The 14,482-nt window shown below is 38.0% G+C and carries 13 protein-coding genes and 1 tRNA gene; 3 read left to right on the forward strand and 11 right to left on the reverse strand.

Features of this window, described 5'->3' with window-relative positions; all coding sequences use genetic code 11:
• Positions 1-589: 589 nt before the first annotated feature.
• From H4J61_RS07985 to H4J61_RS08000, 4 genes are all read right to left on the reverse strand, one after another.
• Positions 590-1,033: a hypothetical protein gene (locus tag H4J61_RS07985; RefSeq protein WP_182184649.1), complete on the reverse strand. Its 444-nt coding sequence runs from the start codon at positions 1,031-1,033 to the stop codon at positions 590-592.
• Positions 1,034-1,383: 350 nt separating this feature from the next.
• Positions 1,384-1,734: a hypothetical protein gene (locus H4J61_RS07990; protein WP_182184650.1), complete on the reverse strand. Its 351-nt coding sequence runs from the start codon at positions 1,732-1,734 to the stop codon at positions 1,384-1,386.
• A 98-nt stretch (positions 1,735-1,832) separates the two neighbouring features.
• A complete protein-coding gene (locus tag H4J61_RS07995; RefSeq protein ID WP_182184651.1) occupies positions 1,833-2,174 on the reverse strand; it encodes a hypothetical protein in 342 nt (113 codons plus the stop codon).
• A 32-nt stretch (positions 2,175-2,206) separates the two neighbouring features.
• Positions 2,207-2,599, reverse strand: coding sequence for a VOC family protein (locus H4J61_RS08000; RefSeq protein ID WP_182184652.1), 393 nt, complete (start codon positions 2,597-2,599; stop codon positions 2,207-2,209).
• A 605-nt stretch (positions 2,600-3,204) separates the two neighbouring features.
• Between H4J61_RS08000 and H4J61_RS08005 the strand changes: the two genes are divergently transcribed.
• Positions 3,205-3,759, forward strand: coding sequence for a hypothetical protein (locus H4J61_RS08005; RefSeq protein ID WP_182184653.1), 555 nt, complete (start codon positions 3,205-3,207; stop codon positions 3,757-3,759).
• A 134-nt stretch (positions 3,760-3,893) separates the two neighbouring features.
• On the opposite strand, the gene H4J61_RS08010 is transcribed toward H4J61_RS08005, so the two are convergent.
• From H4J61_RS08010 to H4J61_RS08025, 4 genes are all read right to left on the reverse strand, one after another.
• Positions 3,894-4,328 carry a hypothetical protein gene (locus tag H4J61_RS08010; protein WP_182184654.1) on the reverse strand — a complete coding sequence of 145 codons (435 nt, stop codon included), beginning with the start codon at positions 4,326-4,328 and terminating at the stop codon, positions 3,894-3,896.
• Between the two features lie 113 nt (positions 4,329-4,441).
• Positions 4,442-4,798 (reverse strand): hypothetical protein, encoded by a 357-nt coding sequence (locus H4J61_RS08015; protein ID WP_182184655.1) that lies wholly within the window; start codon positions 4,796-4,798, stop codon positions 4,442-4,444.
• Positions 4,799-4,884: 86 nt separating this feature from the next.
• A complete protein-coding gene (locus H4J61_RS08020; RefSeq protein ID WP_182184656.1) occupies positions 4,885-5,487 on the reverse strand; it encodes a DUF998 domain-containing protein in 603 nt (200 codons plus the stop codon).
• Positions 5,488-6,273: 786 nt separating this feature from the next.
• Positions 6,274-6,364, reverse strand: a tRNA-Ser gene (locus tag H4J61_RS08025).
• Between the two features lie 282 nt (positions 6,365-6,646).
• Between H4J61_RS08025 and H4J61_RS08030 the strand changes: the two genes are divergently transcribed.
• On the forward strand, positions 6,647-8,095 hold the full coding sequence (locus tag H4J61_RS08030) for an MATE family efflux transporter (protein ID WP_182184657.1): 1,449 nt from the start codon (positions 6,647-6,649) through the stop codon (positions 8,093-8,095).
• A 111-nt stretch (positions 8,096-8,206) separates the two neighbouring features.
• Here the strand turns inward: H4J61_RS08030 and H4J61_RS08035 are convergent, their stop codons facing one another.
• From H4J61_RS08035 to H4J61_RS08045, 3 genes are read right to left on the reverse strand one after another with little or no spacing between them, the layout of a single operon-like run.
• A complete protein-coding gene (locus H4J61_RS08035; RefSeq protein ID WP_182184658.1) occupies positions 8,207-10,879 on the reverse strand; it encodes a M14 family zinc carboxypeptidase in 2,673 nt (890 codons plus the stop codon).
• A 41-nt stretch (positions 10,880-10,920) separates the two neighbouring features.
• Positions 10,921-12,162, reverse strand: a complete 1,242-nt coding sequence (locus H4J61_RS08040; RefSeq protein WP_182184659.1) for a RimK family alpha-L-glutamate ligase — start codon at positions 12,160-12,162, stop codon at positions 10,921-10,923.
• Positions 12,131-13,084 carry a RimK family alpha-L-glutamate ligase gene (locus H4J61_RS08045; protein WP_182184660.1) on the reverse strand — a complete coding sequence of 318 codons (954 nt, stop codon included), beginning with the start codon at positions 13,082-13,084 and terminating at the stop codon, positions 12,131-12,133. Before H4J61_RS08045 ends, H4J61_RS08040 begins: the two co-directional genes overlap by 32 nt.
• A 225-nt stretch (positions 13,085-13,309) precedes the next feature.
• On the opposite strand from H4J61_RS08045, the gene H4J61_RS08050 reads away from it, so the two are divergent.
• On the forward strand, positions 13,310-14,470 hold the full coding sequence (locus H4J61_RS08050) for a M20 family metallopeptidase (RefSeq protein WP_259363197.1): 1,161 nt from the start codon (positions 13,310-13,312) through the stop codon (positions 14,468-14,470).
• The last annotated feature ends 12 nt before the right edge of the window (positions 14,471-14,482 follow it).

A 14,482-nucleotide genomic window follows, 5' to 3' on the forward strand; every position in this document is an offset into this window, starting at 1 on the left:
TGGTGAATAATATCTATTAGATCACAGACGAAAACGGAGTTCAAGCTTAAAAAACAACCAATTCATCAAATGTAAAAAAAACGCAAAAACGTCTTTTTTGGAGAAATTCTACAGCCTCAACGCCCGCTTAAGCGGAAAGATATAGCTGGCTAAAATGTTGAACCGAGTGAAAACAGTCAACTGTATGTTTTCTGTTTGAAGTTCTTGTTAGCTCTATTGCCTCTAACACATTATATTTTTTATTTTTTATTTTTTGGAGAGGCTGAATATAACCATCTAAAAAACTTATTAAATGGATAGAACAATATCAAAATAATAATAAAGCGTATTAATATAGGCACAATATCAAATGAATTAATAAAGAAGCTATAATTTATTTCAAATCCATCCAGAATGGATCCAGTAAGGACACTAGCAAATATAGCGGACATATTACCTGCAAAACTAGAACCATTTTCAGGCATCAATACATCCATTTATGATAAAAGAGCTAACGCCTCGTTAAGCGGCAAATGATTGTTGGCTAAAATGTGAAGCAGAGCGGAACCAGGCAACTGTAATTTGTCCCGCTTGAACAGCTTAAGCATACTTAGCTCAAAACTTTAATTTGATTTAATGAAGCAACTCTTACATGTGTTTGAAAATAATATTTTTTAGTGATTTTTCCATTTGAAAAAATGGAAATTTTCATGCGCTTAGCCTCACCTGTCACCTCAATTGTTTTATTTATGAAGTATGAATCAGGAGATTCACCATATTTCTTCGTAAACGCATCAATTAATTTTGGATGAATCGCTACCGTAATATTTCTTCTATCTCGGTAATCTGTTTCAGTATTTAAGTAAATAATACCTCTTTGATTACCTGAAGCTTTAATTGGAAGCTGAAAAGTACCTTTGATTCCATCAGGTGCATTATCTTCAGTTAAAGCTATCACATTCATGATACTTGCTATATCTGTATTTGAGGTAACTTTAGATGTAGAACTACACCCGCTTAGAACTAATATGGATATTAAGATTAAATATTTCAATTTACGACTTCCTTGTTGGTATGCTTAACGACTTGTTAGTAGTATTTTACTCCACTCAAGTTTCTTTTTGGGATTTACGTCTTTTAATAAGACCTAAAGATAAAAACACTATAGAAGAAATTAAGAACACGGTTGAGCCGATAAAATCCTGCTCGATTACGTTATAAGCCAAACCTATAGCCATAATAAAAGATGCACCGAAATAAGATTTAAATTGAGATGACGAGTTTTTATTCATTAACACTACCCTTTGATTGAATGCTGAAACTTTAATACCAACGCCCCAATAAGAGGCTAAAATAGTGAGGCACGAACGGCCGCCAACTTTTTTAGCCCTTTTGATTGCCTTATTAGGTTTGCGATAACACCCCAAGCCCAATTTTTACACTTGTTATGATGGCAATATAAATCAATACACCGATAGACCTTTTTCGCCTGCGACAAAGTAATTCTTTAACAACGACACCATCATTATTCTCTAATTTGGATTGCCATAAAACTAGCCAAAAAATCTTAAGAGTAAAAGCTGTTCCATTAATTAATATCTCTTTTTTTCTTATCGGGCGCACACAAAGAAAGGCAGAATAAATAATTTTTTCATTTTCTTTTAACTCAAACTTTGTAGTGAAGCGATCATAGCAAGCTTCAAGTGTTGAATTTCCAATTTTATGGCGCTCTGCCTGAATCCGTTCAAAACCCATTTGTAAACCTAACGCCGCAATAAGCGGCTAAGTAATGGTTGGCTAAAATTGTGTAGCGAAACGTAGCCAACTGTTACGTGTCCTTGTTTATTTTCTTGTTAGTTTTTCATTACACCAGCACGCTTTTTAGCATAATAAATTGCTAGACTACAAATGATTATAAAAAGACTGTAGAAACTTACTTGATACTCCCACGGTACTTGTGGCAATGAACCATAAAGCCGAAGACTATCATTAACGATAAATATACTAATACCTGAAATTACCGCTGTAAATTTAAAATAAAATAGATTGCCAGTCTTAATTGCTACTATAGATATAACCAATATTAAGATAGCGATAAATGATGCTAGGGCTGACATTACACCGGGCACTACACTTGGCGCAAGAAGCATTACCTCGATTAGAATACACATCCACCCTAATACTTTTAAATACACCACTCCTCCTTGAAAAACTATTGCCCCGCTTGTTATATGCCAATTTGCTCATATAGCTCTAATGGTAGTCCATCAGGGTCACTAAAAAAGGTAAACTTTTTATTAGTATATTCATCTACTCTAATCGACTCAACATCCACGCTTTGAGACAAAAGGTAATTTCTAACAGATTCAACAGACTCTACATTAAATGCCAAATGCCTTAAACCTAGAGCTTCAGGGAAACTCGGTCTATCCGGTGAATTAGGGAAAGAAAATAATTCTATTTGACCACCATGTGGTAATTTTAGATCGAGTTTAAATGAATCTCGCTCTTCCCGATAATTTTCAGCTACAACCTCTAGTCCAAGAATTGAAACATAAAATCTCTTAGACTTTTTATAATCTGAGCAAATTATAGCAGCATGATGAATCGATTTGAGCACCTAATCTCCTTGGCATATAACGCCCAAATAAGGGGCTGATTAATAGTTGGCTAAAATGTGAAGCGGAGCGAAACGCAGCCAACTATTGCGTGTCCGTTTGATTGCCTTGTTAGTTGCTAATACTCTGGACTAAAAGTATATAACAAAAGTAAATTATAACAACTAGATAGAAAACTGAAATTATACTATTTATGCCCCATAAACAATGCCAGAATTTACCAGTAAAGTAACCTTTAATTCGAATTTTACTATTTAGCAGCCCTAAGGATGATGGAATTAAGGTTAATGCAGAAAAACACAATATAGGAAATACGCCAAACATTAAACCAAGTCCCGATGCACTAGCAGTAGACGCTGAAGTACCCGGTTCTATTGGAGATAAAAGAATATAAGTCAGGAGTATTCCAACTACTGCTGATAAGAAGCCTAACATTTGGAGAGTGCGCATAAACCCCTTTGCAACTAACGCCCCATTAAGCGGCAAAAAATTGTTGGCTAAAATAAGCGAGGCACGAGCAAAAAGCTAACTGTTTTTTGTCGGTTTGAATGCCTTATAGCTCTTGGAATGCCATACTATAAAAAAATTTCAGTCTATCGAGATACTTATGATTAAACAAATCATTATCGGAGCAATTGTTGCTTCACTAGCAGGTTGTAGTTCGTTCACACCAAATAAGGAGACCCGATTTACAACGTCGGTAACAATCTCCGAATACAATAACCTTGCCAGCGAATACATGCACAAGCCGACTTTTGGAACAATTCAACATTTTGATGACTATGATGCATATTACCTCAGAGCAGATCGTTATGGGCAAGGTTATTTAGGGATATATATCACTCCTGAAAACATAGAGCATTACGAAACAGCTCTAAATAAGTACTTGAAATGGAATGACATTGCTCTTGAAAGCAAGGATTTAATTGATAAAACCATAGTTTCGTTCAATCAGACAATGACCACCTGGAAATTGAATTTCTTTTCTGGAAATGTGCATTCTCATTATTTTAATGTATTAGCTTGCTCAGATGGTTTAATAGAAACGTGTACTACTATGGCAACTCTAGATAGCTCGAACGTTCGGAACCTTATTACAGAACTAGACAAGTTCAAAGCTAACTCGCTATCCAAACAACACGCTGAAGATAAGAACAATTAACTCATAAATTAAGAAGGGTATACCCTACCCTTCTGAGCTATAACGCTAAACTAAGCGGAAAAATACAGTTGGCTATAATGCGCAAAGCGCAGCCAACTGTAATTTTTCCGTTTGAGTGCTTTGTTATATGCGATTTATAAGCCCCATAACCAACCTATTTGAAAAGTAAACTGAGGGCTTGAGTAATCACCTGAACCAAAAGTTAAACCTGGCTCCATAAAAAAACCACCTTTTTTTAAGGTTGCAGAAAAACCCACATATTTCCATTTATCAGATTTAAACTTATTTTTTTCAATATCAGAGTATCCACTTATAATCTGGGCTGAATGAAAAAAAGAATCATTGTTTTGGTAAAAATTATAACCAACTTCAATTCCACTAATTTTATCTCCCCAGTAACCACCTGAAATCTGTAAAGGAACATCTAACTCATCGCTCTTAATAACAAAGTTAGCGCCCGCAGGAGAACCTAAAGACAAACCTAATGAAGTTGAATCTTCAGCTAAAGCTGAAAAAGAAGATAGTATTAAAAGACTAACGCATGTGATTTTTTTGTATTTTTGAACCATAACATTTCCTTGTTGGTGGTGATTAGCATATAACGCTTCGCTAAGCGGAAAATAATAATTGGCTATAATCGCGAAGCGATGGCCAACTGTTATTTTTCCGTTTAAGCAACTTGTTATACAAATTTAAAAATGAGGTCACCAAACCCCCAAACAAGAGTACCGAAAATAACCATAAAATGAGCAAAAGGCTTCATTTTTTTCTCTTCTTTTGTAGGGTTAAAATATTCAGCTAATTGAAGCATAGATATAGAGGAACCAGGTACATAGCTTCTTTTAATCGATGCACCTAAACTTAAGTGATACTCCAAAACAGCCCCTAGTAGAACTAATACTGCACCACTCCTAGCAAATAAATCTGCATTTTCAGGTGGTACATTCCAATCTACAATTAATGTAACTAGAGATACGAATAATCCAATAACGCATAAAGTAAACGCTGTTTTTGGGGATGATTTTTCACCAGAACTCATGTTTTCTCCTATTTGTATAACGCCCAAATAACAGGCTAAGTAATGGTTGGCTAAAATTGTGTAGCGAAGCGAAACGTAGCCAACTGTTACGTGTCCTTGTTGATTTTCTTGTTAGCCGAAAGTTGGGAACATGCAAGTTTATACGCAGCAATACCAAACCAGCCCATTGTAGGAATTGCCCACAACCTTTGGATTAAACCATTAATTTCTTGAGGAATAAACCCTGCGTAAATAAGCCAAAACATAAAAACATGCAATACAGTAACAGCAACAGATAAACTTTCAAATACACTAGATTTAATTACATCTTTAAACTCAAGAGCAAAAGCCATAGGAGCAATAATCATGAATATTGATAAGTTATATAAAAGATGAAGCGGAGTTTCGAGTGTCCAAATTCCCGCACTAATCATGCTTATACCAAATAAAGATGTTGCTAACATGGCTGTAGAAAATCGATTTAGCGAGAGTGATTGCATTGCAAATGCGAAACCACACATAGATAAACCAATCATAATGTCAGCTATGCGATGGGTATAAGCATAAATTGGATCTTCTAATGCAACATAACTAATACTTTTTGCAACGAAATCAAAATCAGGAATGACAACTCCAAGCCCTATATTCACTATTGAAGCGATCCAAATGATATGAGCTTGTTTCAGTAACCAGTAGTTTAGATTTTTCACCGTACTTCCTTTTTCGGCTAACAAGCTTATTAGACGGATAAAATCCCACTTTCAACAAAGGTGAATGTCCAACTAATGAATATTTATTCAAATTAATATACATAACTTAATATTAACATTCAACACGTTAATTTTACTTTTTGAATATAGCGATTAGAAAGACAGATTAAATCCCACTTTATACATAAAAGCGGGATATGAAGATTAACTGTATTTATATACAGCCTACATTTAAGATTAATAAGGAATGATTATGAAATCTGAATTTCTCTCGCATATCAAAGAAACTATGTGAAAAGTTTTAAAACTGAATGGATGCAAGTAACGGGTTATCGCTCATTTATTGAAGCTGAAAATGCAGTTGTTAACTATATCATTCGATATTAAAGCAAAGTTAGGCCTCACAGTTATAACGGAGGATTAACACCGAGTTAGTCAGAGAAAAGATACTGGCTAGAATACAAATCCGTGGCAAGCTTTACTTGACCACTACAGTTTTCGCTACTTCAGTTTTACGTTCATTAAGATCATAGCGGCGTTAACTTCTAGGGATTTGGACCCTACTCGAAGGATTAGCTCTATAAACACTAGGTTGTCGTAGAACACTAAATTCTAGATGAAAAAAAACCGCCAATCTTTCGATTAGCAGTTTTTTATAGTTTGACGTTGATATTGGGATTTGAACCCTACTCGAAAGATTAGCGCTATAAACCTTACCTTGTCGTAAATCACTAAATTCTAGACGAAAAAAACCGCTAATCTTTCGATTAGCGGTTTTTTATAATTTGGCGGAGAGATAGGGATTTGAACCCTAGAAGGGCTATAAACCCTTGCTGGTTTTCAAGACCAGTGCTTTCGACCACTCAGCCATCTCTCCAGTGTTCGAAAGCATTGCTGCTTCAGAACGGGGCGAATAATAGATACTGTTCACTGCTTTGTAAAGTGCTAATTTAGCTTATTAGGCTTTTTATTTGATTTTTACTGTCAAGTGCTTAATAAAGCATCAAATGGTGATTTTTACTCGCCTTTTTTCACGTTTATCTCATTTTTGCAGTGCGCTTAACTTTCAACGCATGAATACGATTTGTAACAATCGTATTCATCAGTAATTGCCACGGCAACTGTTATACTGTGCTATTGCGAGTTTCCCGGAGATATTGTGCCTAAATCAAGTCAATCAGTTGCTGACCGAAGTCTTTTAAGTTTAACCTGGCCCATTTTTATTGATCTATTTTTCATTTTCATGATCAATGTGACTGACGCCTGGTTTTTAAGCCGTATATCTGATTCTGCAGCTGCGTCAATAGGTGCTGTTATGCCTATTTTAGGCATTGCCTTTGCGCTTTACAGTACTATGCATCAAGGCGGTAGTAGTATTGCATCACAGCGTATTGGCGCTGGAGATCATAACAAGTTAGCCGCAACTTATGGTGTGCTGTTTGCCATTCTGCTCTTTATCGGTATTTTATTAAGCATTGTCATGATGGCTTTTGCGCCTCTCTTCGCGCAATGGATGGGTTTAACCGATGATATGGCAGGTATGGCGAGCATATACTTAAGCACCATAGGTATGGGCACTGCGATATTAGCCGTACGCTTTGCTGCCGCCGCTGTTTTAACCTCTCAAGGTAAAACACATTGGAATATGTGGTCAACTTTCGTCATGACCATAGTCAATATATTATTTAACTATCTATTGATTGACGGAAAACACGGCTTCCCTGATTTAGGAGTACAAGGTGTTGCCTATGCGTCGGTCATCGCTTGGGTTGTCAGTTTATGCTTTACCCTTGTGATCATTATTAAACATTTACATATCAAGATTACTTTACCCAAGCGCTGGCTATTATTTAAAACAGATAGTGCACCCATCTTAAAAATAGCACTGCCATCGGTGTTAGAGCCCATGTCGTGGCATCTAACCCAAATATTGATGACAGTTATGATCGTCACTATGGGTGAGCTTGCTTTAGCCACGCGTATTTATAGCTTTAATTTACTTTTTACCGCTATTTTATATGGCTTTGCTATCAGTTCAGGCGTACAAATTAAGGTCGCCCATTATATTGGTGCTAAGCGTTTTGAAGAGGCTGATAAACAACTGATGTTGGGACTTAAGCTAGGTATTGCCGGCGCGATGTTTTTTGTTTTCACCTTATTGGCATTTTCTGACCAGTTGTTTGCAATATTTACCAGCAATATTGAAATTTGGGCGTTGGGCAAGCTGATATTGATTATTGCCATCATTGGTGAATTTGGCCGAAGTTTTAATCTGATTGTTGGTGCATCATTGCGTGCGTCTGGCGATGCACGTTATGTGTCAATGGTTGGCTTTATTATTATGTGGTTTATGGCCTTACCCTTAGCTTGGCTTTTAGGGTTACATTATGGCTATGGTTTAGTGGGTATTTGGCTGGCAACCAGTTTAGATGAATGTATTCGAGGAATTATAGCCTTAAAGCGTTGGAATACAGGAATATGGCGCAGCAAAGGCATATATGTTGCCGAGATACCTGCACCACTGAGTATTAATAAGCGTACTGATGACCCAGAAGTTATTAATCAGGAGATAACACAACAACACAATGTTCAAGCAGCAAAAACTTGATAAAACACTTGATAAAAAAAGCCAGTATCATTATTGATGGTTTTCATGTGTTGGTGACAAAGCCCATTATTGCCTTAATTAGAGCGAGTAAAATGACACTTAAAAAGCAGGCTATTCAATATCTCCGTCATCATTTTCGTACTCGCTCAACATTTCATCAAAATGATCGAAGTCGGTGAAATCTTCATTTACAACAAGGGTATCAGTCACGTTATAACAGATACTTGCGGGCTTCGAATAGTTTGGCACCACATCATAACTAAAAACAGAATAGTATTTGGCTATATTGGCGTTACCATATTTATCGTAGGTATACTGGTCTTTTCCCGCATAGAGCTTAACCCCATCGAATGGTGACATGGGTGGATGAAAACAATTTCTCACCACATAACAACCAATAAAATCTTTATCTTCTGGGTTATCCCAACTCAATTTCACCAATGAATTTTCAATCGTTAGCGTTAAATTAGTCGGTGATGACACGGCATTTTTACGACGTGTGACATAGTTAATCATTAGACTCGGTTCGTTATTCTTGCCATTACATGACCAGTCAATAATAGCGTCACGTTCTTGGGAGATCGCCGTCGGTCTGATAATGAAGTACACAGGCTTTTCTTCAGAGTGAAGCCGTTCCAAATCTTGACGACAATAGCTGTCAAAAATCAGATGATGCTGGGCACTTTTTTTAAGTTGTGTGTTACTGATTTCATAACCGATAAATTCAATTTTCTGTCGATTCTTGACGCTAACATAATCCAGATCTTTAAGCTCTGCCAGTTCAATCGTAAAGCGAATATCTTTGTTTGTATTAATACTGTTTTTATTCTGCATAACCAGATAGGCATCAGTGATCACCGTTTCCTGGGGGTCTGGTAACTGATCCAATGAAAAAGCCATTTGACCATAAACAACCCCCCCTTCACTGTCAAACCCGCAGCTCAGACAATCTTCGTCTATTTTGTGCATTGAAATGGTGTTTAACGCTACCGGCGTTAATCTTAGCTCTGTGGGTTTCGCGCGATAAATAATATCAAGGAATGGTCGATAATGGACCCCACCACCAAATGGACCATAACCAATATCAAACTGCATAAGCTGAGATTTTTGCCCTAAGGGCAATGTGTTTGGTCCCTGTATTCTAAACAAAATACGACCACTCGTAATTTGATTTTGTAATAGCGCGCGCTCAACGCCGTTAAAGCGCCATTCTTTCCATATACCTTGTCTGAGATGATCAGACTCAATGGTTTGCCCTAAAGTAAGTAAAGGCACAGCATTTTGAACCTGATTAAAATCAGAGATGTCTTCTAGCGTATTAGCGTCAAGGATCGAAATACTCCATTCACCATAGGTTTCAATCTTGGCACCCACTCTATTCATCGGATATAAAGAAAAAATAGCCGATTTGATGGTTAGCTCAGGAGATAAGTTTTTCAGTGAAAAAGCAATTAAGCCAAAACAGATCCCTTTTTTACTAGAAACACCAATAAACATAGAATTTCGACCAAAATGTTTTTTATTGGCATCAAGACTATATTCGCCAAGGTAACCAATATCACTTTTGGCCGGAAGTAACGCACGAGAAAATTCATCCGGCGCCAACTTTGTTTTTAACCTGATTTCGGGACTAAACGGTGAATTTAGCATATTGCTGGGATCAATCGCGTGAAGATTATAATAATACATTTGACCGCTCTTCAATTGAATATCGGTAAACTCGCCACTATGAGTGATCGCAATCAAATTCTCTCTTGAACAAGCTGATTTAGAGGTGTCACTGCGAAATATTTCAAAATATATCGCTTTATTTTCCAGACTGTCCCAACTCAAACTAACGCTATCAGCAGTGATATCGGTCACATTGAAATTTGCAATACGCGCTGGAGCCTCTTTAACGTAATTTCTCACTGTTCTGAAAGCAAGCAACAAGGCCGGAATATTTTCATCAATCGATTGCGCCATATATTGCAAATAATCGGGAATATTTCGGCTACCCACTTCAACCACTATGCTCATTATTCCTCTATCATAATAATACTCTCGGCCGCTACCGTGGATCAAATTAAACGGTGGTTTTCCTCGATGAATACCGTATTCTCGTCCGGTAACTTTCCTGATTTCATTGTTCATGTTGGCGCACAACACATTCAAATCAGTGCCTTCAATTTCTTTCTCGTGATTGAATTTATGCGCAGGGAAAAAAACATTACCTTGTGAATGATAATCAAGAGCAACACGAATATTGGGGTGAGTCTCAACAAACACTTTGATGGCTTGAGTTTCAGGCTCAGAAAATGCGGCTGGACCTGAATATATCGCCGAACTGGTATCTGTTCCTTTTTTAAAACGCACGCCAAAATTACGATTAAGGTCAACACCAAAGGTATTGTCGCCGTTGTCCCTCCTATTTTTGCGCCAAAATGAAAAATGGGTATGCGAATATTCAAAACCGTCAGGGTTAAGACAAGGCACAATATAAAGACTACTACTATTGAGTGCCGATGATAACATCGGATGATGTTGATGGTTATCAATAATATATTGAATAAACTTTATCGCTAACTCATTGCCAATCCACTCGCGCGCATGAATTGAGCCGGTATAAAGCAAAGCCGGTTTATTGCCCGCGTTACTCACATCATTGGAAATTGTTGCCATCATGATGGGCCGTTTTTCCCACGTTTCACCTATGCTATTAACCTGAATTAGATCAGGGTATTCGCGCATCGCATTGGCCAAAAATTCACAGGTTTGCTGATAAGTTGAATATTGTTTTTTCATAATAGAAGGCCATTTTATTTTTCAATCAAATAATATTACTGTTATTCACTTATAACAGGCAGTACCGGCGGCAATTGCTCTTTTACTTGTATGTCTTCTCTGCCTACATTTTCCACAGTAGATATATCACTTTCCTGTGGATCAACTGATTGAACAGCCACTGCAGAGGTTTTATCAAGGCTTGGTTGATAACGCGCATAATTATCTTGATAATTCCAAACATCACTCGGCCATTCTTCGTACTGATTTGGCTCCGCATTAAGTAATGGAGATCCGTCTGCACTTATTTTGTCGAAGGTTTCACCACTATCGTTGACGCTCTGATGACATTGTCTTGAAAAACTGATGTGGCGCATAGTGCGAAGCAAAGCAGAATTTATTTTCCCTAACTCTTCCCAGTTATAAAGCGGGATATAAGGCTTAGAAAATTGGCCTGAAGACAAACTCCACATCAGGTACTGACCTATCCAGTCTCTGATATAAGAAAATGCGGCAAAAGCCGTAGCGCATTCTAAAATGCGGTATTGACCATCTTTTCCCACGGCGATATCACATGCCCAAAATTCAGCGTTTGCTGCTTTTGATGCCTTAACAGATAATTGCAAAACTTTTCGGGGTACTGCTTTATAATCCATGGAGCCACCTTGGCTCGTGTTGGTTAGCCATTTGCCTAGCGGTGGTCTTCGCCAAAAGGCACATACTGGTTTGTGACCGATTAACATCACCCGAATATCTGCTGCCATCGGGATAAAGTCTTGTACGTATACGGGGTAATATTTTTTGCTCTCTAAAAGTTCACAGGCCTGCGCAAATGAATCTACTTTGTGAACGAAATAGCCGCCATAGTTAGAGGGGCCATAAGATTTTTTGATGATTAGCGGATACGCTGACTTAGACAAAAAATCAAAGGCCTTTTGTGGTTGGTAAAAAATATGCGTATTAGGAATCGGCAGTGCATATTTTTTACAAAACCGAGTCACATTTTCCTTCGATTTATTTGAGAATTGGCTATCTAGGGAGGGGATAAATTGTACTGTTGGTAACGCGCGCGCAATTTCACGAAAAGTCTCATAAGCAGTCGCCGGAATATTACCGATCAATACCTCAATTTCTTTACTTTTTACCTTAGCAATAAAGCGTTCTTTGTCTTTACCCCAATGATAAACCACCTTTTCTATTTTATCAGGCCAGCCTTTAAAATTAGAGTAATCAAAAAAACGCTGTACATGGTCGAGATATAAAAAGGCAATTTTAGGCAATGTATTTGGCAAGTGCTTGCTCATGAATATTTCCTATAGCATTAAGTTTAACTTTGCGTTCGATTAAGTTGACGATTTTCTCAATTTTTAGCGCATTAAAATCCAGTCCGAATTTTTCTTGTTCCGGTGTGGCAAAGGCGGGAATACCGTTGACTTCCAATACCACAAATTGTTCGCGTTCTCGGTCATAAATCAGGTCAACCCCTGCAATATCTAAGCCTGTTAACCTAGCTGCGCGTAGCGAAAGAGCGGCTATTTGATCGTTTAGCTCGCGTAGAATTATCGAACCACCACAAGAAATATTTGTACGCCAGTCGCCTTGGGCTGCTTTGCGTCCGTAGCAACCCACAATTGTCCCGTCAACTACGTCTACTCGAAAATCTGTAAAGTCATTGTCTATCCATCTTTCGAGATAAAAACAACCAGGCTTAGTCTCATTCAATAACGGTAATAATTGTTCGAACTCGGCTGCACTTTCAATGTTAATAATACCCTTGCCGCCCCAGCCGTTAGTGGGTTTAAACAGTGCTTTGCCACCCCAGTTACGTAATATTTCTCTGGCCCTTTCCAACTCTTGGTGATGACATAATTGATAATTAGCGGTTGGGACACCATGTTGATTAAGTAAATGAGAGGTTTTAAACTTGTCTTCCGACACACAAAAAGCTTCAAAGCTATTAATACAAGGTACCGTCATATTGAGCGCTTGGTAGAGATAAACTTGATAATCACTCTGCTCACTAGCGTTATAGGAAAAGTAGAGATCTAGGTTTGCCATGTTCACCTCGCCGGAAAATATATGACCATTATTTGCATAGCCATTTTTCAAGCTCAGATTATTAATCACTGCAATCCCATTTTGATTTAGTTGCTCAATAATACGTTGCTGTATTACTTCCCCGCCGCCATTTCGGTACATCCACATCCCAATAGTGTAATCAGTCATATAGTTGCCACTCAGCAAAGTTAATCTAAAAATAAACGCTCGTATTTTTATCAAATATCAAGCTTAGTTCGAACCGTTATTAACCTCATCTGAATAATTATAAATTAATTAAGCGGCAACTAATTTGACAAATGTCAGGGTGAGGGATTATTAAATTTTTTAACCTTTACCCTAAGCGGTCATTAGTATTTTTATCGCCTATATTATTGACCAATAAGGAACCACATGAAGATTAATCTAGATTTAAAAGCTGGCACTGAGCCAATGAAATTGGACGGATCACATTATGATTTTTCGGAGCTCGCAGAACTCATAAAAATGAACTCCAATACCCACAACAAAAAAGGCGTCGATCTTTTAGGTAAGCGCTATCAAAGCCTTTTTGAAACATTGGGGTATCACACCAAACGATACCCCAGAAATGATATCGGCGATCATCTGCTATTTAGCTCTCAAACTAAGCGCGGCAATAAACTTTTACTGCTGGGTCACCTAGATACTGTTTTGCCACCAGAAGTGCCTAACCTGTTTAGTGAAGATAAAGATTGGATCTATGGACAAGGCGTCTGTGATATGAAAGGCGGCATTCATGTCGCCATTTGCGCCCTTAGGGAAGTAGCGAAAAGGCATGGAAGTATTGCTAATATCGACGTACTGCTAGTGAGCGATGAAGAAACAGGCAGTGATGATAGCCGCCAGATTACCGCCGTATTAGCAAAAAGCTATCAGGCCTGTCTGGTATTTGAAGCCGCAGGTAAAAACGGTGAAGTGGTGGTTGGACGCAAAGGTGTTGGCACTTTTGCTATTGATCTTAGCGGTAAAGCCGCGCATGCCGGTAATAATTATCTACAGGGTGCTGATGCTAATTTAGCGGCAGCAAAAATGCTTATCAAACTCAATCAGCTGACCAATCTTGCACAAGGCACAACAGTAAATGTTGGAAAAATTAGCGGCGGAATCGGTGCCAATACGATTTCACCCAATGCACATTTGCTACTGGAAATTCGTTACAACAAACACAACGAACGGGATCGTTTACTGGCTGCAATCAATGGTATCGTCGCAGCCGAGCAGGTAAAAGGTGTCACCGCCAAATTATCTGGTGGTATTCAACGCGACGTTATGCAAGCTAACGATAAGCAGGCTCAATTTCTCGCCAAGCTAGAATCTATTTTAGGTGAGAAATTACCGACAGAAACAAGAGGCGGAGTTAGTGATGCCAATATTGTTTCAGCAGCCGGCGTAGTGACACTTGACGGTTTTGGTCCCTTTGGGGAACACGACCATACAAAAGACGAGCGAGCATGTAAAAAGAGTTTCGTAAAACGTGTTCAACAAGTCAGCCTAATTTTACTAGAATATAATGGTGTAAAAACTAATATTTAGTGGCACATTGAT

Source organism: Colwellia sp. MB3u-4 (assembly GCF_014077065.1).
GTDB lineage: Bacteria > Pseudomonadota > Gammaproteobacteria > Enterobacterales > Alteromonadaceae > Cognaticolwellia.

Excerpts from the sequence above, each read along its gene's own strand:
- H4J61_RS08015 (WP_182184655.1), bottom strand. The coding sequence starts at position 4,798 with ATGAGTTCTGGTGAAAAATCATCCCCAAAAACAGCGTTTACTTTATGC.
- H4J61_RS08040 (WP_182184659.1), bottom strand. The coding sequence starts at position 12,162 with ATGAGCAAGCACTTGCCAAATACATTGCCTAAAATTGCCTTTTTATAT.
- H4J61_RS08045 (WP_182184660.1), bottom strand. The coding sequence starts at position 13,084 with ATGACTGATTACACTATTGGGATGTGGATGTACCGAAATGGCGGCGGG.
- H4J61_RS07990 (WP_182184650.1), bottom strand. The coding sequence starts at position 1,734 with ATGGGTTTTGAACGGATTCAGGCAGAGCGCCATAAAATTGGAAATTCA.
- H4J61_RS08050 (WP_259363197.1), top strand. The coding sequence starts at position 13,310 with ATGAAGATTAATCTAGATTTAAAAGCTGGCACTGAGCCAATGAAATTG.
- H4J61_RS08005 (WP_182184653.1), top strand. The coding sequence starts at position 3,205 with ATGATTAAACAAATCATTATCGGAGCAATTGTTGCTTCACTAGCAGGT.
- H4J61_RS08010 (WP_182184654.1), bottom strand. The coding sequence starts at position 4,328 with ATGGTTCAAAAATACAAAAAAATCACATGCGTTAGTCTTTTAATACTA.
- H4J61_RS08035 (WP_182184658.1), bottom strand. The coding sequence starts at position 10,879 with ATGAAAAAACAATATTCAACTTATCAGCAAACCTGTGAATTTTTGGCC.